Below are 23,170 nucleotides of genomic sequence, written 5' to 3'. Positions count from 1 at the left end.
CCAAGATGCTGTAGATTGAGTCTTTACACAGGTCCCATGCAGATTAGAGTAAAATGACGTAGCCTGGCTCAGATCCTTAAAAGCTGCTACGCCGGGAGCACCACCCAATGATTCGGCGGCATTTAATGCCGTTTCCAACTTAGTAATTTCGGCCTTAAACTCACCAGGCTTTTCAGTATAACCTTCATCGGATACCTCGGTACGCGCATCTTTTGCCGCCCCAGAGGCGGCAGCGGGAGTGGTACTCCCACCAGCCCCTTCTGCATGAGCGAGCGAAGCAGTGAACGACAATGCAATTAGGCCTGAAAGAAGACTTGTCTTCAAACTACGCATAAAATTTCCCCTACCATATCCTTTTCGGACAAAAGTCAGAGTTTCTTAAGTTTTTAGGTCTTGTATTAGAATGAGACGCTCAGATGAAATCTGTTTAGAACTCGCTGTCTTCAGGAGGAGGATTCAGCAGTGCTCCACGCACCCCTGTGCCGCCCAACTCAAGATCAGTACGACGAAGATAGTCCGACGAAACCATCTTCACAGAGTAGCCCGTTGTTCCGCCCGAAACGCAGTTTCCTGGGTTTGGCACTTCAGGCTCACCGGAATCAGCACCTCTCGGTGTGATCGTGCATTTGCCGAACTTGGCTGGATCCAAACTGTAATCCACAAGGCTCACCGGCGCCCAGGACGTCAGAACATCCTGCCATTTTGTGGAGATATAAGTCAGTTTCCCTGCGATATCCACGAACGTCTTCATAAATGTATTTCCGGAAACAGCTTTGTACTGATCGATGACGCTGAATTTATCCCAGTTGATACCCTCTTTATTGGAACCTTTGTGAGTTCCAATATCACCCAAGAACTCTTTATTCTCGGTATAGTAAGCGGAACCAATAGTCTTCAGGAATCCATCACGCAGGCGTGTGTAATAGTTGTGATAGAAATCAGGTTCAATTGAATAGTAGGTCAAATCGAATGGATCCGGAAGAATCGCCGAAAGCTCAAGCATACGCATGCGCGATGGCTGATCATTAGCATGATCCCAAGCGAGCAAATCCTGATTCCCGCCACGTTGATAGAAATTAAATGGCAGGTGCTTCCAATGCTCGAAGTTAGGCGCCGTATCTCCATAGTTAACCGGAGCACTGCCCGGCTCAACGTTCCCGTCCGAGCCAATTACCCAGTTAGGGTCTAACTTATAAATAGCTCTGCCATAATGATAAAGAACCCGGCGACTTTTCAAACCGACTTTATCGCCGACATAACGACTGTAATTTGCAATTCGTGTCGGATCCCCCGGCACACCAACATGCGCTTGGTCCATCAAACGAGGTGGCAGATTCGGATCCGTTTTGTCATTGGGACTGCCTTGTGATCCGTTATAAGAAGCAGAGCCCGACGGATACTTGTTGTAATACCACGGACCAATGCGACCACCGAAGGGCTTATAGAATGCTCGAGCTTTAATCTCCAAGGAACCAAAGGGCGAAAACGGAATCTTTGGGCGAGCCGATGCAGAAACTCCTACATAGGCCATACACCACGGATTCTTTTCCACCCCAATGGAGTAGTTATAGATATCGCTGATAGGCTCACGGATGCCGATATAGTTCTTCAGTTCATCAACTTCAGTCCTGAATCTTCCATCTGCGACTGTCGCATTTGGAAGATCTGATTCAACGTTTGAAAGCATCTTCGGCTTAGGTGTAATACTTGTTTCAGTACAGATCGTATCAATGTAGCTGAATCCAGGATAAGTCTTGATTTGCTTTAACCAGCGAGCAGGCTCGCCCTTGGCACCTTGAGACCCATTGCAGGCCGAGTGCCCCAATGAATTATAGATACTCATTTTTAAATCGGACGTATTGTTAGCAGCAGTCAGATTGTTTTTAAGGGTATTTTCCATACCCAACTTGACGCTCTTGCCGTCAATATCAAAGAAATCCGCATCAGGGGAACTAGGACTCATAGCCTTGGACAGATAGGAAATCAAAAGCGCCCGATTGCCTTGATCGATATTGAAGGCAACAACGAATCCACCCAGCATGAGATAGTTAAAAGATCCAAAATCTTTACAACGCTCAATCAAACTAGCACGAAGATTCAAGGCAAGACTTCGAGTTCTTCCCGAAACACTCGGCAAATCGATCAACACAGGCGGAATTTTAAATACATTAATTCCTGTATGCGAAGACAAAGCTTTGCAGGTATTTTCTCCATCTGGCATCGGCTTAAATGGAATATAAGTGATACAGAAGGATGGGGAGTCGTAAAAATTCTGTGCTCCAGGATTGATACTGTCGTCATCGGTTGTACGAATACGTCCACCACCCACCTTATCGAAGGGATGCTCCTCGAAATCCCCGGCAGTCCCCAGCATGCGATACCGCCAGGCAAGCAGTTTCCAGCTCTGACGAATCTGATAGTTCGTGTGCGCAATCACGTTCATGCCCTCGGCCTGTTTCATCGCGCCGTAATAGGCGGCCAGATCGACGGAGTTTTGCAGATTGATTTTATGGTGAACCAAAAGACCGACGTTGATGACCATCGCAAAGAACAGGAAAAGAATCTGAAAGATCAACGCCACGAACAGGGCGATTTGCCCCCGCTTGTTGTTAAGATTCTGAATAAAAGTGCTTCGTGAGTTCAACATCTGTATCCCAGCATTGTCTCGTAGGTTGTCTCATGAAGCAACAACTCGACCTCTAAAACTTTGACTTGTTCTATAGTGAGATGACAGACTTTTATCCATGCCTCGGAAGGGAGAACTCGACGATGGTCCAACGAGTTTGTCTGACAATTTTGCTGTCACTTGCTTTCACACTGCCTGCGCAGGCGGACGTGCTGTTTGAAGGCTACGCCAAGGTCCTTTCCGGTGAAGAACACATTGGATATGTGATCAGCCGTTATGAATTCGACGCCAAAAAGAAGCAGTTCATCTCCACCTACTTCCTGAAAACCGGAAAAGGTCCCAGCGAAACCACCGAAAGCCTGAAGGCCTATGCGGATGCCGACCTGACACCGATTTCCTATGAATACACCTCTTTGGCCGGCAAAGAATCCAAGATCATCGACGCCAAGTTCAAAGGTGGCACCCTGACGGGCGTGATTAAAAACGGCAACAAAGTTTCCCGCATCGAAAAGAAGATCCCTAAAGGAACCTTCCTTTCAACGTTCCTGGTGTATCTGATGTTGAAATCCAAAGAAGGCCTGAAATCAGAAACCAACTATGAATATCAGGCCATCGCGGAAGAAGACGGCGCCATCTACAAGGGTCAAGCCCTGGTCGGAAAAGAAGAGATCTTTAACGGCTTTAAGTCCTTCAAGATTCTGAACACCTTCAAAGACATCAAATTCCTAAGCTACGTCAATGAACGTGGCGAAGTCCTGGGCACAAACGCCATGGGCCAGGGCATCGTCACAGAACTTGTGGCAAATCCGTCCGAAGCCATTGGAAACATCCCTTATAGCGCCTCTCTGCTAAAAACTTTATTCGGCAAGGTTCCTGCCGGCGACGCCAATGTCGTCTCCCGCAATGCCAAGCTGAAAGCAGCGGAAGCCAACGCCCCAGCTCCGAGCAAGCAAATGGGCGTCCCACAGGGACAGGGAATCATCATCAAAGCTCAACCGGAAACAGAGAAAAAAGGGAACTAGTTCATGAGTATCAGTCATATCATCGGTCAGCACATGTTCATCGGCGTATCAGGTCACGCCCTCACCGCTGACGAAAAGAAGTTCATTGTAGAAAATAATATTGGTGGTGTGTGCCTGTTTGGCCGGAACGTCGCTGAACCCAAACAAGTGCGCGAGCTGTGCGCCGAGATCCAGTCCCTGCGCCACAAACAAGTCGACAAGGCTCCGCTGTTTATTGGTATCGACATGGAAGGGGGCCGTGTTCACCGCCTGAAGGCCCCGTTCACCGTGTGGCCACCTCTCAGAAAACTGGGCGACCTGGATGCTCCGACCGTGTCCTTCCACTTTGCCAACCGCATGGGTCTTGAAATGAAAGCCGTGGGCATCAATCTGGATTTTGCCCCTTGTGTGGATATCTTCACCAATCCCGGCAACACCGTCATTGGCGACCGTTCCATCAGTTCTGATCCCGAGATGGTGGCAAAACACGCTTCTGCCCTGGTTCGCGGATACATCAAATCCGATGTCATCACTTGTGCGAAGCACTTCCCAGGACATGGAAACACCATCGTCGACAGCCACGAAGACCTGCCGGTTGAAAACACTGATCTGGAGCGCCTGGAGTCCTGCGAGCTGATTCCGTTTAAAAAGACCTTCAAATCCCGCGTGGACATGGTCATGACCTCGCACATCAAGTTTCCGAAAATTGATCCTGAATGGCCGGTGACTTTGTCCGAGACATTCGTAAGAAAAATGATTCGTGAAGAGATGCGCTATCGTGGCCTGATCATCACCGATGATCTGGGTATGAAAGCCATGACCAAACACTATGGCATTGAAGAGGTTCCCGTGCGGGCCCTGAAGGCCGGTGTGGATCTGCTGCTTTATTGTAACGATCCAGAAGTTCCGCCGCAGGCTTACGACGCCATTCTGGGTGCATTGGCGCAAGGGTCCCTGAAGAAAGAGGATCTTGAAGCCAGCTATCATCGCATCATGGACTTTAAAAAAGTAAAGATTCAGAATCCTGACCCGCTGCCATTGGAAGAAGCAATCAAGATCATCGGCAGTCCGGAACACCTGAAGATCGCCTCCGCGATCGCCAATGGCCAGATTCCCGACGGGCTTTTGTCAGAGTAACTAAATTTCAACCTTGGAACTGTCGGTGACGATGAAAATCTCGATCCGGCGGTTCATCGCCCGGTGCTCATCACTATCGTTGGGCACCACCGGCTTCTGATCACCGTAAGATAATGAAACAAAACGTTTTGGATCCATCTGGTGCACCTTCACCAGATAGCGCACGACCGCGGAAGCACGCCCCCCGGCCAACTCCCAGTTGCTTGGGAAGAGTGTGCCCGCAATCGGCAGATCATCGGTATGACCTTCGATAATAATTCTTTTTTTATGGGTCTTTAGAACATCTGCAACCTTATCAAGGCTCTTAAGGGCTTCAGGTTTTAGTTTTGCGGAGCCCTCTTGGAAGAATGTCGAAGCGGCAAGAGCAATCCTCACCCCCACGGCATCATGATAAACATCCTGAATGGCCAGCTTTTTCTGCGCACTGTCCATGGACTTATCCAGAGACCTTTCCACATAGTCTTCGACCTCGCCGGGACCGCCCTTTTTAGGGAAATTCCCGACCGGCATTTCCAACTCACCGATAATACTGCCAATCGAATTGGAATCTGCATCGGACCCGCCCCGGCCCACCAGATGCAAGCTCAACTTCACGGAGTCTTCAAACTCTTTTTGTTTTTCTTCGTTGGAAGTCGAAGTGGCGTACATGACAACAAAAAAGGCAAACAGCAGAGTGATGAAATCCGCATAAGAGACCAGCCATCTCTCATGGTTCTCATGTTCTTCGTGTTTGCGGTGTTTTTTTGCCATGAATTCTTTCCGACCTATTTTTGATCGCTGTCGAGATAGGCGTAAAGCTTCTGTTCCAGCACCACAGGATTCATTCCGCTGGCGATCAGAAGGCCCCCTTCAAGGACCATCATTTTTTCGCGGGTTAAGGCCTGAACACGGCGTTTCAGTTTGTTTCCAAGAGGCAGGAACAACAAATTGGCCGAGCTGACTCCGTACACAGTCGCCACAAAGGCCACCGCGATCCCCGCGCCCAATTTACTTGTGTCAGTCAGATTTCCCATGACATGAATCAGCCCCAGGACGGCTCCGATAATACCAATGGTGGGTGCAAAACCACCGGCGTCTGTCCAAATTTTGGCTCCGCCCAGAAGCTCTTCTTCTTCGGTGTGGATTTGTGTTTCGAAGATATCGCGGATTGTGGTTATGTCGACACCGTCGACCACATTTCTGAGAACTCCTTTTAACAGGGGATCCTCGATACGGTTTAGACGCGGCTCTAAAGCCAGGATGTTTTCTTTTTTGGCCAGCCTTGCACAGTCGACGATTTCGTTGAGGCGCACCTTGCTGCGGCTTTCTTCATGACGAAAGGCCTTTTTAGCCAGCTGCAGACCGGTCTTTAAGTCTTTTTCAGAACTGGAAACCATCACGGCTCCGATAGTTCCCGTTAAAACGATAATAAAGGCCGTCAATTGCATCAGCGAACTTGTGTGTCCGCCCTCCAGCAGGTTGCCAAGCAGAATCCCACCGACCCCTACCAGAATCCCAATCCATGTTGCTTTGTCCATAAACAGAATGATGCCATAGGCCCTTGCTGGTGACACTTGGACCAGTGCAGAACCTAGACTTTCTGCGAGCGAAAAATTAAGGTACAGTCACTCTGATGCTCGATTTTATTTTGTCTCTGGATAAGAGTCTTTTTGTATTGGTGAATTCACATTGGACTGCGGCTTGGGCTGATCAATTTTTCCCATTCATCACAGATCTGCATAAAACACCGTTTTTCAAATATGTCCTGGTCCCGGTGATTCTGGCTCTGTTTATCTGGCGTCGTGGGCTGAAAAAAGGTCTGATCATCTTTGTCTTTGCCCTTCTGTCCGTTTCTGTTTCTGATGGATTTGGCAACTGGGCTCTGAAAAAAACCGTGCAGCGCCCAAGGCCCGGTCACACCGAAGGCCTTAACGTGCAAGTACGCGCCCCCTTTGGCGGTTACAGTTTTGTTTCCAACCATGCCACCAATATGTTCAGCTTTGCGAGCTTCACTTCCGCGATTTTCCCGCCGGCAGCGGTGCCGCTGTATACTTTGGCGACAGTGGTCGCCTACAGCCGTGTGTATAACGGGGTTCACTTCCCGGCCGATGTCATCTGCGGGGGCTTGTTGGGATTGATCTTTGGCCTTTTATTCGCCCGCCTGTGCAAGCTCATCCTTGATCGCATCAAAAATGAAGGGACCGTCACCACATGAAGAAAGTTTTAGTCACCGGAGCAAACGGTTTTTTAGGCAGCTGGCTGACCAAAGCCCTTCTGGAAGAGGGCCACGATGTCTATGCCCTGGTTCGCCCTAAAAGTGACCTTTCTGAACTGGAAGGCGTGAAGTGCAAATACGTTCACGGCGATGTCACTGATGTACATTCCTTGCTGGAAGCCACCAAAGGCATGGACACGGTCTTTCACCTGGCCGGAGTGATTGCCTATAAAAAGTCCCAACGCGCCCTGATGGACAAGGTTAATGTCGAAGGCACGGCCAACGTCATTGCTGTCTGCCGCGAGCACAACGTGCGACGTTTGGTTTACTTGTCCTCAGTGGTGGCCATCGGGGCCGGATACACCCCCGATCAGATTCTGAATGAAGAATCCCCTTACAACATCGCGGATCTGAATCTGGGATACTTCGAAACCAAACACCAAGCCGAAACTCTGGTAAAAAGCGCCTGCGACAAAAATGAGATCGACGCCGTGATGCTGAACCCCTCGACAATCTATGGCCGAGGAGATGCCAAAAAGGGCAGCCGCAAGATGCAGGTCAAAGTTGCTCAAGGGAAATTGAATTTCTACACCTCTGGCGGCGTGAATGTAGTCGCTGCGGAGGATGTCGTTGCCGGCATTCTGAGCGCCTGGAAGGTCGGACGCAAAGGCGAACGCTATATTCTTTCCGGCGAAAACATTCTGATCAAGGATCTCTTTGCGATGATTGCAGCCGAAGCCGGCGTCAAACCTCCGAAGCACCAGCTGCCTGACGGCCTTTTGCATGCCGTCGGCGCTGTCGGTGACTTCATGGAAAAGATCGGCATGAAAGGACCACTGAGCCGCGAGAATGCCTACACGGCCACGATGTATCATTGGTTTGATTCTTCCAAAGCCCAAAAGGAACTTGGCTTCACACCAAGACCGGCCCGCGAAGCCATTCACAATTCTGTGCAATGGATGAAAGATCACGGACTGGTGGCAAAGTAGTCCCCGCATGATCAAAAAGTTATTTTTCTTTTTATTGGGTGTTCTGACTTTGATGGGTGTGGCCGCAGGTTCGTTGTGGGCCTGGCTGCCGTCAGACAAAGACATTCGCGGCTGTATGGTCACAAAGATGTATCAGGTGGAACTGTGTCCTGGCTCCAAGAACTATGTCCCCCTGAAACAGATCGCCCCCATCCTGCAAAAGACCATCATTCTGACTGAAGATTCCAATTTCTATAATCATAAGGGCTTTGACTGGGACGCGATTGAAAAGAACGCCAAAGAGGGCTGGGAAACCGGTGTCTTTAAGCGCGGCGGATCCACCATCACCCAGCAGCTGGCGAAAAACATGTTCCTGAACAAGGACCGCACCTTCATCCGCAAGGGTCTTGAAGCCATCATCACCGACCGGATCGAGCACACCCTGACCAAAAAAGAAATCCTGGAAAGATATCTGAACGTGGTGGAGTTCGGCAAAGACATCTATGGAGTCAAGGCGGCGGCGAAATACTATTTCAAGAAGTCCCCGGCAGAATTGACGGTGGTTGAGTCAGCCTTCCTGGCGATGGTTCTTCCGAATCCGGTGAAGTACTCCCAGTCCTATTACCGCAAAGAGCTGACTCCCTTTGCGCGCAAGCGCCTGGGCCGTATTGTTGATGATCTTTTTCAGTATCACCGGATTTCGCAGGAAGAATACGACATTGCCAGTGCCCAAGTCGCTTATTTCTTCCAACCCGAACCTCCACCGGAGGAAATGACTTCTGGCGAAGAAATTCCGACCCTGGAAGAACTGGAAAACCTGGAGTCCCAGGAGCAGCTTGAAAGCAGCGAGGAGGTTGAATGAAGATCGTATCTGCCTGCCTTTCCGGAGTTCACTGCCGCTATGACTGCAAAGCCCAGACAAGATCCCCGATTGAAGAGATGGTGCAAAACGGGGAAGCCATTCCCGTCTGCCCGGAACAGTTGGGTGGTCTTTCAACTCCCCGTCCTCCGGCAGAACGCATCGGCGACCAAGTCCTGACCAATCAGGGTGTGGATGTGACCGAGCAATACACCCGTGGTGCGGAAGAAGCTCTGAGAATTGCGAAACTTGTCGGCGCCACCGAGGCGCTGTTGAAATCCAAGTCCCCCATGTGCGGATGCGGAAAGATCTATGACGGCACCTTCACCGGCGCTCAGAAAGACGGCGACGGGGTTTTTGCCGAGCTTTTGAAAAAACACGGCATCAAGGTCACCCCGGTCGATTGATTATTTAAGCAGTTTCTTACGAATGCGGAAGAAGGCGATGTTCATGCAGATCCACGTCGCCACCAGCAGAATTAACACGTGAATCAAAACCCACAATGTCGGTCCCTGATGAAGCACTTCGCGCACGGCTGCCACCGCGTGAGTCAGCGGGAACAAGTACGCCACATAACGAAGTGCCGCGGGCAACTGATCCAGCGGGAAGTACGTTCCACTGAGCAGACTCATTGGAACAATCAAACCTGAAGTCGAATAGATAAAGGAGTCATAGTTGCGTGCGTAAGAAGTCAGAATCATTCCAATGCACGAAAACAGCGCACTCATCAGGAACAGAATCGGCAACGCCAGCAAAATGCGGTAAGAATCAATCAACCCAAAGAACAGCGCCACGATCGTGACACCCGTCACACCGAAGAAACCTTTGCTGGTCGCCCACAAAAGCTCGCCCGCCACAATTTCCTCTGGCCCCACACGAGTCAGCATGATCGTCGCATAGGTTTTCTGATGAGTCAGCTTCGTGTAGTTCCCATACGTGCCCTCAAAGAAAGCCACCATCATCGCTGTCGTGGACAACAACGCCGGGAAGAAGAATTCAATATAAGACATGCCACCCATGTTGTTCACAAAGGCGCCAAGACCAAAACCAATGGCCCCCAGATAGATCACTGGCTCCAGAACAATCCAGAACAGGGACACCAGCCAGGTTTTTTTAAAATACATGAAATTGCGGGACCATACTTTCATGGCGCCGCTGTTCACTGTGGGAATGGTAAAGCAGTCTTTCAGCTTCATTATTCGTCCCTCAGTTGATGACCCGCAAGCTTCAAAAAGACGTCGTTCAACGTCGGCTTGCGGATAAAGATCTTGTCACTGGCAATCAGGTCCACCACGCGCCGGCCTTCCTGATTTTCTTTCACCAGAACAGACACCGTGTCTTTGATCACCTGATAAGAGAACCCCTCGGCGCGCAAACGGCCCAGGTAGTAATTCAGATCCACCGGATTGGTGTCAAACTCCACCACTTCCTTGCCGATCAGCTCGCGAATCAGATCGCGGGGCTTACCGACAGTCAGAATGCGGCCGCCATCGATGATCGCCACACGATCACACATTTGCTCGGCTTCTTCCATATAGTGGGTGGTCAGCACCAAGGTGCTTTTCTCAGATTTTAGATGCTTAAAGAAGTCCCAGATCCAAACTCGCGCCTGCGGATCAAGACCTGTGGTCGGTTCATCCAGGAAAACCACTTCCGGAGAATTAATCAGGCCACGAGCAATCGCCAGACGGCGCTTCATGCCCCCGCTAAGTGTTTCCACCGAGCGGTCCTGGTATTCTTCCAGCTTCATCAGACGCAACAAGGCCTGGGCCCGAAGATCGGCCTCAGCAACTGGGATATTATGAAAGCTTGCGTAGACGAGAAGGTTTTCAAGGACTGTGAAGTCAGGATCAAGGCCGTCCTCTTGCGGGACGACCCCTATGCGAGATTTGATCTCGCGATAATTTTTCTTAACATTCAGGCCGAGAACATAAAGTTCCCCGCTTGAAACCAGGGCTGAGCAATACATCATTTTCATGGTTGTAGATTTGCCAGCCCCGTTTGGACCAAGAAGCCCGAAACACTCGCCTTTGTAAATCTCCAGATTGATTCCGTCTACGGCGATCTTATCGTCGTATTTTTTGGTCAGATCCTTGATTTCAATGGCGACGTTCGTACTCATTATTCCTTCGCTGCTTTTGCACGTTTATGCGGATCAAGTTCACGCAAACGAAGACGGATGTGCTTCGGCGTCACTTCGATCAGCTCAGATTCTTTGATCCATTCCATCGCTCTTTCCAGAGTGAATTTTTTCACCGGAACCAGACGGATAGCTTCATCAGAACCCGAAGCACGTACGTTTGACAATTTCTTTTCACGAGTGATGTTCACTTCTAGATCATTTTCCTTGGCGTGTTCACCAACGATCATGCCTTCGTACACTTCATCACCGTGTTCAACCATCATGACACCGCGCTCTTGAAGATTCCAGATCGCATAGGATGTCGCAGTACCTTTACGGTCAGAGATCATCGCACCGTTCAAACGGTGTTCGATTTCACCACGGTAGTCATCCCAACCGTCAAACTGGGTGTTCAACAAACCGGTACCACGAGTGTCCGTCAGGAACTCAGAACGGTAACCGATCAGACCACGGGAAGGAATACGGAACTCAAGACGAGTGCGTCCGGAACCTTTTTGAACCATGTTAGTCATCACACCTTTACGTTTACCCAACTTTTCAGTTACGGCACCAACGTAAGCGTCTTCGATATCGATAACCGCGATCTCCATTGGTTCCATTTTCTTGCCGTTTTCTTCTTTGAAGACAACAGTCGGTTTGGAAACCAGAAGCTCGAAGTTTTCACGGCGCATTTGTTCGATCAAAACGCCCAACTGAAGCTCACCACGACCCACAACTTTGAACGCGTCTGTAGAGTCCGTTTTTTCCACGCGGATAGCCACGTTGTACAACAACTCTCTGTCCAGACGGTCGATGATTTTACGGGAAGTTACGTTCTTACCATCAAGACCGGCGAAAGGACCGTTGTTGACGGAGAAGACCATGCCCACTGTCGGCTCTTCAACGCGGATACGCGGAAGTGGACGAGGATCCACAACGGAAGTGATGGTGTCACCGATAGTGAAATCTTCCATACCCGCGATAACAACCATGTCACCCGCGCCAACTTCCTGGGCAGGAACCTGGGAGTTCACTTTGTACTGGAACAAAGCGGATACTTTAACTTTCTTCTGAGCGTTCGCCTGAACACAAAGAACTTCGTCACCCACTTTGATGGTACCAGCTCTCATACGACCGATCGCCAGACGACCTACGTAATCATTGTAAGAGATGTTGGAAACCATAACTTGAAGTGGAGCGTTTTCTTCAATTGTTGGAGGCGGAACCAGGTTTACGATTGCATCGTAAAGAACTTCCAGGGATCCGGTGTTAACCGCTGGATCCAAAGTCGCCATACCTTCACGCGCGATAGCGTAAACAGTGTGGAAATCACATTGTTCTTCAGTTGCATCCAAATCGATGAACAAATCGAACAACTCATTGTGAACCTCCTGAATACGAGCATCAGAACGGTCAATTTTGTTGATACAAACGATAACTTTTTTGCCGCCCTCAAGAGCTTTTTTCAAAACGAAACGAGTCTGTGGCAATGGACCTTCGGAAGCATCGCAAAGAAGGATACAACCATCAACCATGTTCAAAATACGCTCAACCTCGCCGCCGAAGTCACTGTGCCCCGGTGTATCGACGATGTTAACTTTGATATCTTTGTACATGAAGGAGGCGTTCTTTGCCGCGATCGTGATCCCACGCTCTCTCTCAAGATCCATGGAGTCCATCAGGCGCTCTTCAACGTGCTCATTGTCACGGAAAGTACCTGCTTGTTTAATCAAGTGGTCAACCAGTGTCGTCTTACCGTGGTCGACGTGCGCGATGATCGCGATATTTCTAATTTTCTTCGGATCTTGAATCATATTTACCCTTCGTTATGAAACTCTCTAAAAACAAAACACTTAAAACTTAAACTAAAATCAAAACAAATGCTCGTCAGGCTCTTGTCAAAACGCCATCAGAGGCCCCCGCAGTTCACGGTTTGTTAACCGTGACCGCCCATTAAGAAATCTTCCTGACTGGTATCTTCTTGTTCTACATTTCCAATACTTGCGAAAAACTCATTCGCTAAGGCCATGATCTCGTCATTGCTTTTGGACTGGAATAGATTCTTACGGAATTGAGCCGCTCCAGAATACCCTGTTGAGAACCAAGCTGCAAACTTTCTGAGCTGGATCCCGGTGATGTGCTCATCACAATGCGCCACGATCTCTTTTTGCAGACCCTGGAACAGACTCACATAATCCCTCTTCACGTCCTTAATCGGCTCGCCTCGCCACAAGGACAGGGCGTCCATGAAGATAAACGGGTTTTTAAGGCATCCCCGGCCGATCATCACCCCGTCACAACCGGACTGCTGCAGTCTTAAGTTGGCCTGACGAGGAGTGAGGATGTCTCCGTTTCCAAGAATGGGAATCTTGGTATTGGCTTTTACATCTGCGATGAAGTCCCAGTCCGCAAGTCCGGTATAGGACTGAGCGCGGGTACGACCATGGATCGCAACCCAGGAAACCCCTTCGTTGTAGGCAATATTACAAATCTCAGTGGCGTTGCGGGAATTCGCATCCCAGCCCGTGCGGATCTTGATTGTCAGAGGAATTTTAATTGCCGCTTTGACGGTGGAAACCATCTTTTGCACGGCCGCCGGGTCTTTCAGAATGGCGGAACCCGCCCCCTTCTTCACGACTTTCGGAACAGGACAACCAAAGTTCAGATCCACAAAGTCACAGCCATCGGCCTCGGCCACCTGAGCGGCACGCGCCACGATCTCGGGCTCTTCACCAAAAAGCTGGATGCCGATGGGGCGCTGAGATTCATCAAAGCTCATCAGCTTCAAAGTGCGATCGGACTTGTATTCAATACCGCTGGCACTGACAAGTTCGGTGACGACAACACTGGCATCTAGTTTTTTGATAAAGGTGCGAAAAGCGTGATCCGTGATCCCGGCCATAGGGGCAAGGACAAAGGGATTTGTCTTTAAGGCTTCAACTGGATTCATAGGGGAAGCGATATATCAAAATCCCCATTCTATGGATAGGGAAAACCACCGAATAAACAAAAGAAATCGAGAGCTTATAGGTTTTTCAGGCCGGATGACCACAGGCTTTACGGGAAAAGTCCGCTCCAAGCGTGCTTCTATTCGATTGAGGTGGTTTTAAGCCAAAGAAAAAGGGCCCGAAAGGACCCTTTAGTTTACACAAAAATAAGTGATTTTATGCACTTAACTTGTTTTATTCAAACCAAGTTACGCGACCCTCAATTTGACGGGGGGCTTTCGGGGGATTGTGATCCGGGTATCCCATCACCATCGCACACAAAAGTTCCAGTTCACCTCGCTGGTATTCCGGAAGTTTATCCACACCCAGGAACTGATCGACCTCTTCTTTGATCTCTAGTGGAGCCCCCATCGTGCAGCTGCCAAGGCCTTCCACCAGACACGCCAGATTCATGTTTTCCACCGCCATGTACACCGAGCCGATGCTGGTGTGATAGCGCTCTTCAGAGTCATTGTGGGAATACGCAAACACAATCACCGGCGCATCACCAAGTGTGTAGAAGAATCTTTCGGTGAAATCGTAAAGCGACGGTTTCAGTCTTTGCGACAAAATGTCTTTGATGCCCAGCCAGGATTTTTGCGAATACTTCAAATACTCGTCGCGCTTTTTTCCCGTCACAACAAAGAAGCGCCAGTTCTGACGGTTCTTTCCGGATGGAGCCTGCATCCCCGCCGACAATACTCGCTCAATTACGTCTTTAGGAACCGGCTCGGCCTTATACTTACGAATGGACTTTCTGGATTCCAGCAACTTGTAAAATTCATTCTTTTCCATTTGTAAATCTCCTTACGCGACGCTTCGGAAAAAGTAAGCAGGTACCTTTTAGGCCATTTCTTCGATGCCGGCTTCGATGAAGCAGGCGTGCAGGCGTTTGATGACCTCGGGGCCCTGTTCATCGGCCACCAGGAAACAGAAGTTGTGTTTGCTGGCACCCAGACAGATCATGCGCACATTGATGTCCGGAATGGTCTCGAAGATTCTTTTTCCCAAGCCCGGCGTGTGGTTGATGTTGTTTCCGATCAAAGAAATCAGTGCCAGGTTTTCTTCCACCTGCACATCCGCGATCTGAGAAAGATCCTTGATCAGATTTTTATTCAATAAAGTTGAGTCATCCAGGGTCACACTGACTGAAATTTCAGAGGTGGTGATCGCGTCGATACTGACTTTGTGATCGTTGAAGATTTTGAAGATCTGGAACAAAAAGCCATGCGCGTAAAGCATTTCCGGAGTGGAAAGGGTCACAAGCACCTGTTTTTTTCGAAGCGCCATCGCACGAATCAGCGGATGATCTTCCACATCCATGCGCACCCAGGTGCCGCGGGCTTCAACATCAAAACTGGAACCCACAAAGACAGGAATGTTCTTGCGAATGGCTGGAAGCAATGTCGCCGGATGCAGAACTTTCGCACCAAAAGTGGCAAGTTCGGAAGCTTCTTTGAAGGAAATTTCGCTGATAGGTTGTGCCTTCGGGCACAGACGCGGATCCGTCGTTGCAATCCCCGCCACATCTGTCCAGATCTCCAGCACATCCGCAGACACACCTTCGGCCAAAATCGCGGCGGAATAGTCACTGCCCCCGCGCCCTAAAGTGGTTGTGATGCCTTCTTCAGTCATGCCAATGTAACCTTGCGTGCACATGACTTTCTTTCCCTCACGCAGGAAAGACAGGTTCTTCTGGCACAGGTTAGCCACATCATTGGTGAGTGGTTTGGCTTTACCGAACTGATCATCCGTGCGCAAAACTGTGCGCACGTCCAAAAGTTCAGCGGATTTTGCAGAGCCGTGCTTTTTTAGAACCTGAGACATCGCTTCGGTGAAAAGAACGGAGGACATTCTTTCCCCCAGACTCATCAGGGTGTCCATGGCTTTGACCGAGCAGTCTTTCAGAAGGTGCATACCTTTTGCCAATGAACTCATTTCTTCAAACAAAGTTTCCAGTTTGGCTTTGGCATCGGCTGGCAGTTTCAGATCCTGGGCGATCTTATTGTGTTTGTCCTGAATCTTGGAAAGGATTTTTTCAGATTCCGACCAAGCTTGGGATTCGGCGGTTTTGCCAAGAGCAATCAGATCGTTGGTGGTGCCGGAGGTGGCAGAAACAACCACCAGACCCGAACCCTGGCGGAAGCTGACTTCCGCACTGCGAAGCATACAGTCTGCATCTCCCATGGAGGTGCCGCCAAATTTAGAAACTACCAGTTTTGCCACATGCACTCCTTGGCCCTTGGGCCAGGGAATATCCTAATGCGGTTATGCTTTTTCATTCAACGACTTTTATGGCAGACTTTCCCTATGAACGCGACCACCTCTGAAACGACATTCAAGAAAAAAGAAATCATCCTTATGGGAGCCCTTTCCTTGATTGCCATGGCTTTGACCGTGGTGGCCGTGGTCCCTTCCCTGCGCGGGAAAGTTAAAGATGCTTTTTTAAGTTCAGAGCGCAAGATCGTCGCCAAAGTGGACGGCACACTGGGTCCGGACGGCCCCAAAGTGGTGGTGCTTAAAATCCAAAGTCGCAACAGCCTGAGTTTAGAAGTTTATGATGCTTCCGCTGAGGGCCTGACATTGCTGGCAAGATTACCATTATATGAAAACCGCGACGGGTTTGTACTGGTTCAGGGAAATGCCACGAATCTGGCACTGACCGATGTGGACAAGGATGGGACTTTTGAGATTGTGGCACCAACTTATGATGAGCAGATGGTGCCTCGATTGAATATCTTCCGCTACAACCCGAATACGAAATCCTTCGACCGGGCCACTGCTCCAGAGGGCTTTGAGCCCTAGTTTTTATCCGGAGTGGACGGGCGTTTTTGCAGGTCTCTCCAGGATTTTCCTTCACGCGCTTTACGATCCAACTGGAATTTTTGAACCGCACGCTGATGGCCCTTGTAGTCTTCAGAAAACACATGGGTCCCGTCATTCTGGCTGACAAAGAACAAATACTGGGACTCTTGAGGCTTCACGGCCGCCAAGATCGCTTCACGACCTGGGTTCGCAATCGGGCCCGGAGGCAATCCGTAAATCACATAGGTGTTGTAACGAGTGGGTGTTTGCAAATCCGCGCGCGTGATATTGATCACGATCTTACCCAGGGCTTCGGCTTTTCCGTAAATCACCGTTGGATCGGTTTGCAGGCGCATTTTCTTCGCCAGGCGATTGTGGAAGACCGAAGAAATCAGCGGTCTTTCCTCTGGAGCGCCGGTTTCTTTTTCGATGATACTTGCCAACGTCACCACTTGATTGCGGGTCATGGATCTGATTTCAGCCTGTGCCATCACTTCGTTGTAAACGTACAAAAAACGCTTCACCATGTTTGAGATCAGCGTTTTGGTGTCCGTGTACTTGGTCAACATGTAGGTTTCCGGAAACAGATAACCTTCCAGACTGTCGGCTTTTTCGCCCAGCAGACTTTGAATCAGCGCTGGATCCCGCACCAAAGCCATAAAGCTTTCGGCTGTGCCGAAGCCCTGCTTTTCATAAAGTTCGGCAATTTCGTAGGTGCTAAGACCTTCGCTGACCGTAAAACTTCGGGCAATACTTTTACCTGAAGTGATGGCCTCAAGAACTTCAGTCGGGATCATATTGGTGCGAAGAAGGTATTCACCGACTTTGATTTTGGAACGATCCCCTTTAAAGCGGGCAAAAAGATTAAAGAACGTGGCGTTTTTCACCAGACCCTTTTCTTCAAGCTCTTTGGCAATCGTGGCAAAACCTTTTCCTGGAGTGACTTCGTAAACCACATCCTGAGCCACATCGCTGGGGCGGGAGTTGGTAAACTGATACGCCAGATAGGCCACGCCGCCACCGACAGAGGCCAAAAGGATCACCACCGCAAGAATCAGAACCAAAATCGTTTTCTTCATTACTTCATATCCAAGTTCATGCCCGGCAGAATTTTTGTCGGGTCAAAAGGAGTCGCATCTTCAAGGCTCGCCACCGGCACAGTACAATACTGAATTGCAAAGTGCGCGGAAGGGCGGTCATTGCCGGATTTGCCCATGCCACCAAACGGCAGACGGGAGCTGGATCCGTTCGTCGTGCGATTCCAGTTCAAAAGACCCACGCGCGCCTTCAACAAAGCCTGCTCGTAAAGTTCCTTGTTCTTGGAGAACAATGCCATCACCAGGCCGTATCCGGAAGAGTTCACGATGTTCATCGCTTCGTCGAAGTTATCTGACTGATAGATCGCCACGTTCGGGCCGAAGATTTCGCTTTTCTGATAAACGCTGTTCGGATCAAACTTGTTCACCAGATGGATCGACGGCGTCACATAGTAACCTTTGTGTTTCAAATCCAAAGCTTTGCCGCGCATCAGGCTTTCACAGTTTTCGCGATTGGCGATTTCCTGGAAGCGGATGTACTTTTCCACCGCCGCCTCGTTGATCAATGGTCCCATGAAGGTGTTTTCTGTCCAGTGACCGATCGAAAGCTTTTTCGCCGCCTGATAGAATCTTTCCGTGAACTCGTCAGCGATTTTCGGGTGCAAAATAATACGACTGGTGCAGGAGCAGCGCTGACCCGCGGTCATATAAGAACCCACAAGGCTTTCATAGATCGCCTTATCCATGTCCGCATCATCCCAGACAACCGTGGCATTCTTACCGCCCATTTCAAGAGCCAGGATTTTCCAGTAGTGATTCAAAGTCTCTTGTTTGATTTTCAAACCGACTTCGTAAGAACCCGTGAACAGAATCCCGTCCACATGTTCATTGGCAACCAAACGTCCACCCGCAGCGCCGGCACCCTGAACCAGATTGAAGACGCCTGGAGGGAACTGGGCTTTTTCATAGATTTCTGCCATGAACTGCCCCACCGCCGGAGTCTGCTCGGACGGTTTGAACACCACCGTGTTACCCGCAATCAACGCCGGAATGATGTGACCATTTGGCAAATGTGCCGGGAAGTTGAACGGACCCACCACGGCCATCACCCCGCGGGAACGATAACGAATCACACCCTCCACTTGTGGAAGGGCGTTGGGAATTCTTTCTTCCGCCACCAGATTCAAAGACTGGTTCAAAGTGATGTCGATCTTTGCGCCCAAAGCTTTGGCTTCGGTCAGAGCTTCCCAAGTTGGTTTTCCAGTGTCGCGGGAAATCACCTGCGCCATTTGTTCAGCATGGGAATCAAAAAGTTCTTTCAAACGCATCAGATAACCACGGCGCTCGTCCACGGACAGCATCGCCCAGCCCATATAGGCTTTTTTCGCTGCGACACAGGCCTCATCGATGTGGTCGTTTTTAAATGGCACCGTCATAACCAGGTCCGACAAATCGGCCGGGCTGATGTCCTTAAACTCGCCGTCCCCTTTGCTGACCGGAACAAAACGTCCGTTGATAAAGTCACCTTTGTATTTGATTGGGAAGATGGTGGTGCTCATTTCTTATTTTCCTCTATTGTAATTAAATGGAGACATATAAATTTCTTCGCCGACTTCAATATTTAGAAGCTGACGCACCTTCGGCGCCAGGGCCACATCATTGCCACGCACATCTGCAGACGCCAGAGACGCTTTGAAATCCTCGCCCGTGGTGGCCACAAGGCCCTGCTCTTTGTAGGCGGCATCTTTAAACTCCGTCACACGCAGACGACGTCCTTGAGTGATCGGCAGAATCTGGGACACATTGGCGCCATAGTGAGGACCCCCATCAAAAGGATCGACTTCATCCAGATAACTAAAGCCGATGCTTTCCAAAAGATGCTGGGCAGGCTTCGTGGCTTCACCCACACGTCCCAAAACCAGACGCGCTTTGGCGTCCAGCAGGCACAGGTAAATATCATCTTGCGGGAACAGACTTTCGATAAATTCCTTGTGGGACTGGGAAAGAAGATCGGCTTCCTGATACGGCAACCCCGTGAATCGGCGGCCCAGCGCCTCCCAGAATTCACTGCGGCCCTCATCTGTCAGTGGCGGCGTCAGTTCACACAGCACACGGTCTTCAAAGCGTTCCGGGTAAAGACCCATGTACAGGAAACGGGAAAGACTGATTTGTTTTCCCAGCTTTTCCGGACGACGGCGATAGGATTTATCAACAAGAAGTCCTCCGATTTCTGTTGGACCGTCAAAATCCAGCTGAAAGCGCAAAACTTGATGAATAAAGCCGACACCCAGATCCTGGGAAAAATGGTCGCGTTTAAAAATTTTGAAATAACTGTGGGGAACTTCGTCGTTACCGTGTTTGGCCAGAACCAGAGAACTTCCCACGACGTATTTTTCCTCAACGTCTTCCAGAACGAAAAGATATTCGGACTGGGTTTTAGAAAGTTTACCCGCAAACGACTGTTCGCTGCGATCGATCTTTTCACCGATCACTTTTTTATCGCCAGGCAGGTTCAAAAGATTGAACTGCTTGGCAAGGTCCACCAGTTGATTCAAATCATCGTGATGTACCGGACGTATTATGAAACTCATAAACAAAACCTTTCGATGATCCTTTTATAAAACTCAATAGCCTTGTGCAGATCCTCTATAGAGACGTGCTCCTGAGGGGTGTGCACGTTTCCTTCCCTTTTACCGGGACCAAAACACACACACTCAATACCCACGCGGGTGAAGATGCTGGCTTCATTTGTTGAGGCCTGGGTGATTGGCTTGTCATCAAGTCCCATCGCCCGCAATTCATCCAGACACCCTTTTGCAAGAATCGAAGTCACTTCGGTGCGGAAGGGCTTTTTATAGTCATTCACGCGGAAGGTGGCGCCATTGGCTTCGCACACCTGGCGCAGACGATCCATCCAGCCTTCATAGATTTCATGCGTGATCACCGGAGGAATCCGGCACGAACCGGAAATCTGAATGTCGCCTTCATTGGTGCGGATCAGTCCAATGTTCAATGTCGGCGTGGTCGGATAAAAATCGTCATCTTTATGATCCAAAAACTCCAGCTCCAGAGCTTTCACCGCACGATAGATATTGGCAATCTTACGTGAAATGGGCTCAGGGATCTGGTTCACCATATCGATTTCCAAGAATGCATGGCTGGGAACAGTGTTGAAATTGATTCCGCCATCCATCTCCATGACGTTCACCGAATCCGGCAGCATCATGAGATATTCAAACATCTTGGCTATCGCACTTTCCCCCAGATGCGGCGTGGAAGAGTGCGCCGCTTTACCGCGGAAAATCTTAGACTGCGTCGAGGTGCTTTCGCGCAGGTTGTGTTCTTCCCGATAGCGCATCTCTTCATCCGAGAACGGCACGTGAATTTCAACACTGGCAAAACCTTTCGCCGCATTGATCACTCGCAGATCACTGGGCTCCCCGATCAACGCCATCTTCGCAGAAATCTTGTTTTTGCGAATCAGCTTCAGGGCCCCTTGCATGCCGGACTCTTCCCCAAAGGTCCCCACCAGGACTGGCGGCAAACGCCATTTGCGATCAGGTCCGAACGATGCCAGCGCTTCTAGTTTGCACAAGAAGTCGAGCTTTACATCCGCGGCCCCCAGGCCGTGGATTTTTCCGTCGATGATATGGGCATCAAACGGATTGCTGCCCGTATCTGTCCAAAGCGAGAACGGCCCCGGATCCACCGTGTCCAGATGCGTTTGCAGCAGGAACTCGGCTTCCGGGCGCTCCGCCACCGGACGGGCAATCACATTCGCCTGTTCAAGGTCCCCGACAACCTCCTCTTGCTCTTCAACGTGCAATCCACGCTGACGGCAAAAGGCCGCCACCCACTTGGACAATTCTTTATTGCCGTGAGTGGGTGAGCTGTCGATAGCGATCAGTTGTCGGCAGGCCTCGATGAAGTCCAACTAGACTCCTTCAAGCAAAGTTTTTTCGATCGCTTTCAAAGCGATGTCGATGTCAGCGTCTTCAATGATCGCCGGCACCAGGAAACGGGCGCGAACCGGATCTTTACCGCAAGGGAAAGCAATCACGCCGTTTTGGAAGAGTTTATTCAGGAAGGCATTCACGCTTTCTTTTTTGCCATCGTGCGGAGTGAACGCAATCATCAGACCCATACCACCCGCATCCTGAGCGATGCCTTTGCAGGATGTTTCATTCAGACGGTTGATGCCGTCGATGAAGCGTCTGTGAATTTGATTGATACGACCCTGAGGACCCAGGAAACCTTCGCCCAGCATGTCCAGCATTTCCATACCCGCTGTCAAAGACGGCGTGGAGCCCGAGAATGTGCCCGCAATCAAACCTGGTTTTGGATTGTATTCTTCGGTGTAAAGAGTCGCACCCACCTGCGCTGTTTTTGCGATCGTGCAGATGTCGATATACTGGCCGATGTCCAAAGTTTCAAAGGCAAAGTATTCACCTGTGCGTGTGAAGGTCTGAACCTCGTCCGCCCAGATTGCGATGTTTTTGGATTTACAGAAATCCAAAAGCGGGATGAAGAATTCACGCGGAGCCGCCTGATAACCGCCCTCACCCAGCATCGGCTCAAAACCAAAGACAGAGATATTGCCTTCGTGTTTTGCCACGTGCTCTTTCATCACGTTCAAAGCTTTTTCGCCGGATTTTGGATCACGCTTGTCATAGAAAGGAACGCGCAAAACTTCGTTATATTCTGGCAGGCCCTGTTTGTATGCCGGGTTGTCGGTCACTTCGGCCATCATGGTGGAACGACCCGCGAAGGCGTCCTTAAAGCCCATCACAAAACGAGCCGGGGAATTTTTCTGGCGCGAAAGTTTCAACGCGTTTTCATTGGCCATGGTGCCGCAGGTTGCGATCCACGCGTATTTCATACGGCTTTTTTTGCTGGCAAGTTTGACGATCTTTTCCGTGAACAGACGGTATTCGTTGTTCGGCTGCAAGTTCCCTTGAGTCAGGATGTCCGCCAAAGAACCACGAACTGCCGCTGCGATCACACGTGGGTGAGAGTGGCCCATCAGGTGAATACCGATACCGTTGATCAAATCCAGTTTCACGCTGCCATCTTCAAGCTCCACGTAAGGACCACGGCCCGCGCCCGTACCCATGTACGGATAGTGCAAAGGACGACCACGGAACTGACCGGCAAGATCAATCTTTTGTTTTCCAGAATCTTTAAATTCATCCATCGGAGCGCGAATGCCAGTGATCTGTGCGTTTAGTTTTCCAACTTCGCCAACAAGATCCTGAATCATGGATTTGATTTTATCGGATTGCTGTATCTGATGACCTACAAGAGAACTCATAATACCTTTCGCGGGGCCTAATCTAAGCAGGACCCATTGTTTTTTGAAATGCCCGTCTAGTTTACTCCTCGGTCAGGACTAAGACAAGCCACGCCCTAGACATCAAGAGACTTTTATCTGTAA

At 49.9% G+C, this 23,170-nt stretch carries 21 protein-coding genes; 7 read left to right on the top strand and 14 right to left on the bottom strand.

Going from position 1 to position 23,170, the window contains the following annotated elements; genetic code table 11:
- Positions 1-427: 427 nt before the first annotated feature.
- Positions 428-2,647 (bottom strand): Tad domain-containing protein, encoded by a 2,220-nt coding sequence (locus tag BD_RS00695; protein WP_011162760.1) that lies wholly within the window; start codon positions 2,645-2,647, stop codon positions 428-430.
- Positions 2,648-2,769: 122 nt separating this feature from the next.
- On the opposite strand from BD_RS00695, the gene BD_RS00690 reads away from it, so the two are divergent.
- Entirely contained in the window at positions 2,770-3,648 is an 879-nt protein-coding gene (locus BD_RS00690; protein WP_048349675.1) for a hypothetical protein, read from the top strand.
- A gap of 3 nt (positions 3,649-3,651) precedes the next feature.
- The gene (nagZ, locus tag BD_RS00685) at positions 3,652-4,764 is read left to right on the top strand and encodes a beta-N-acetylhexosaminidase (protein WP_011162758.1); all 1,113 of its coding nucleotides are present in this window, start codon (positions 3,652-3,654) and stop codon (positions 4,762-4,764) included.
- Here the strand turns inward: nagZ and BD_RS00680 are convergent, their stop codons facing one another.
- A complete protein-coding gene (locus BD_RS00680) occupies positions 4,765-5,514 on the bottom strand; it encodes an OmpA family protein (protein ID WP_011162757.1) in 750 nt (249 codons plus the stop codon).
- A gap of 14 nt (positions 5,515-5,528) precedes the next feature.
- A complete protein-coding gene (locus BD_RS00675; protein ID WP_038450500.1) occupies positions 5,529-6,281 on the bottom strand; it encodes a flagellar motor protein in 753 nt (250 codons plus the stop codon).
- Between the two features lie 95 nt (positions 6,282-6,376).
- On the opposite strand from BD_RS00675, the gene BD_RS00670 reads away from it, so the two are divergent.
- The 4 genes from BD_RS00670 to BD_RS00655 are packed head-to-tail and all read left to right on the top strand — an operon-like array spanning position 6,377 to position 9,192.
- Positions 6,377-6,958, top strand: coding sequence for a phosphatase PAP2 family protein (locus BD_RS00670; RefSeq protein ID WP_011162755.1), 582 nt, complete (start codon positions 6,377-6,379; stop codon positions 6,956-6,958).
- On the top strand, positions 6,955-7,947 hold the full coding sequence (locus BD_RS00665; protein ID WP_011162754.1) for an SDR family oxidoreductase: 993 nt from the start codon (positions 6,955-6,957) through the stop codon (positions 7,945-7,947). The genes BD_RS00670 and BD_RS00665 overlap by 4 nt, the downstream gene beginning before the upstream one ends.
- A 7-nt stretch (positions 7,948-7,954) precedes the next feature.
- On the top strand, positions 7,955-8,788 hold the full coding sequence (mtgA, locus tag BD_RS00660; protein WP_011162753.1) for a monofunctional biosynthetic peptidoglycan transglycosylase: 834 nt from the start codon (positions 7,955-7,957) through the stop codon (positions 8,786-8,788).
- Complete coding sequence (locus tag BD_RS00655; protein ID WP_011162752.1) at positions 8,785-9,192, top strand: DUF523 domain-containing protein; 408 nt, start codon at positions 8,785-8,787, stop codon at positions 9,190-9,192. Before mtgA ends, BD_RS00655 begins: the two co-directional genes overlap by 4 nt.
- On the opposite strand, the gene BD_RS00650 is transcribed toward BD_RS00655, so the two are convergent.
- The 6 genes from BD_RS00650 to lysC all read right to left on the bottom strand — a co-directional run bounded on the left by BD_RS00650 (position 9,193) and on the right by lysC (position 16,120).
- Positions 9,193-9,981: an ABC transporter permease gene (locus BD_RS00650; protein WP_011162751.1), complete on the bottom strand. Its 789-nt coding sequence runs from the start codon at positions 9,979-9,981 to the stop codon at positions 9,193-9,195.
- Positions 9,981-10,907 carry an ABC transporter ATP-binding protein gene (locus BD_RS00645; protein ID WP_011162750.1) on the bottom strand — a complete coding sequence of 309 codons (927 nt, stop codon included), beginning with the start codon at positions 10,905-10,907 and terminating at the stop codon, positions 9,981-9,983. The genes BD_RS00650 and BD_RS00645 overlap by 1 nt, the downstream gene beginning before the upstream one ends.
- Positions 10,907-12,721, bottom strand: a complete 1,815-nt coding sequence (gene typA / locus BD_RS00640) for a translational GTPase TypA (RefSeq protein WP_011162749.1) — start codon at positions 12,719-12,721, stop codon at positions 10,907-10,909. Before typA ends, BD_RS00645 begins: the two co-directional genes overlap by 1 nt.
- Positions 12,722-12,843: 122 nt before the next feature.
- Positions 12,844-13,857, bottom strand: coding sequence for a tRNA dihydrouridine synthase DusB (dusB, locus tag BD_RS00635; protein WP_011162748.1), 1,014 nt, complete (start codon positions 13,855-13,857; stop codon positions 12,844-12,846).
- A gap of 232 nt (positions 13,858-14,089) precedes the next feature.
- On the bottom strand, positions 14,090-14,689 hold the full coding sequence (locus BD_RS00630) for a nitroreductase family protein (RefSeq protein WP_011162747.1): 600 nt from the start codon (positions 14,687-14,689) through the stop codon (positions 14,090-14,092).
- Positions 14,690-14,737: 48 nt separating this feature from the next.
- Positions 14,738-16,120 (bottom strand): lysine-sensitive aspartokinase 3, encoded by a 1,383-nt coding sequence (lysC, locus tag BD_RS00625; RefSeq protein ID WP_011162746.1) that lies wholly within the window; start codon positions 16,118-16,120, stop codon positions 14,738-14,740.
- An 84-nt stretch (positions 16,121-16,204) separates the two neighbouring features.
- Between lysC and BD_RS00620 the strand changes: the two genes are divergently transcribed.
- Complete coding sequence (locus BD_RS00620) at positions 16,205-16,699, top strand: hypothetical protein (RefSeq protein WP_038450495.1); 495 nt, start codon at positions 16,205-16,207, stop codon at positions 16,697-16,699.
- Here BD_RS00620 and mltG read toward each other — a convergent pair.
- The 5 genes from mltG to BD_RS00595 are packed head-to-tail and all read right to left on the bottom strand — an operon-like array spanning position 16,696 to position 23,047.
- Complete coding sequence (gene mltG, locus BD_RS00615) at positions 16,696-17,778, bottom strand: endolytic transglycosylase MltG (protein ID WP_011162744.1); 1,083 nt, start codon at positions 17,776-17,778, stop codon at positions 16,696-16,698. The two genes, BD_RS00620 and mltG, sit on opposite strands and share 4 nt — an antisense overlap.
- The gene (locus BD_RS00610) at positions 17,778-19,295 is read right to left on the bottom strand and encodes a succinylglutamate-semialdehyde dehydrogenase (protein ID WP_011162743.1); all 1,518 of its coding nucleotides are present in this window, start codon (positions 19,293-19,295) and stop codon (positions 17,778-17,780) included. Before BD_RS00610 ends, mltG begins: the two co-directional genes overlap by 1 nt.
- Positions 19,296-19,298: 3 nt before the next feature.
- Entirely contained in the window at positions 19,299-20,327 is a 1,029-nt protein-coding gene (locus BD_RS00605) for an arginine N-succinyltransferase (RefSeq protein ID WP_011162742.1), read from the bottom strand.
- Positions 20,324-21,670: a M20/M25/M40 family metallo-hydrolase gene (locus BD_RS00600; RefSeq protein ID WP_011162741.1), complete on the bottom strand. Its 1,347-nt coding sequence runs from the start codon at positions 21,668-21,670 to the stop codon at positions 20,324-20,326. The genes BD_RS00605 and BD_RS00600 overlap by 4 nt, the downstream gene beginning before the upstream one ends.
- Complete coding sequence (locus BD_RS00595; RefSeq protein WP_011162740.1) at positions 21,671-23,047, bottom strand: aminotransferase class III-fold pyridoxal phosphate-dependent enzyme; 1,377 nt, start codon at positions 23,045-23,047, stop codon at positions 21,671-21,673.
- Between the last annotated feature and the right edge of the window lie 123 nt (positions 23,048-23,170).

The organism is Bdellovibrio bacteriovorus HD100 (assembly GCF_000196175.1).
Classification (GTDB): domain Bacteria; phylum Bdellovibrionota; class Bdellovibrionia; order Bdellovibrionales; family Bdellovibrionaceae; genus Bdellovibrio; species Bdellovibrio bacteriovorus.
Note: the sequence above shows the minus strand (reverse complement) of the source record. Positions and strands in the feature narration are given on the sequence as shown.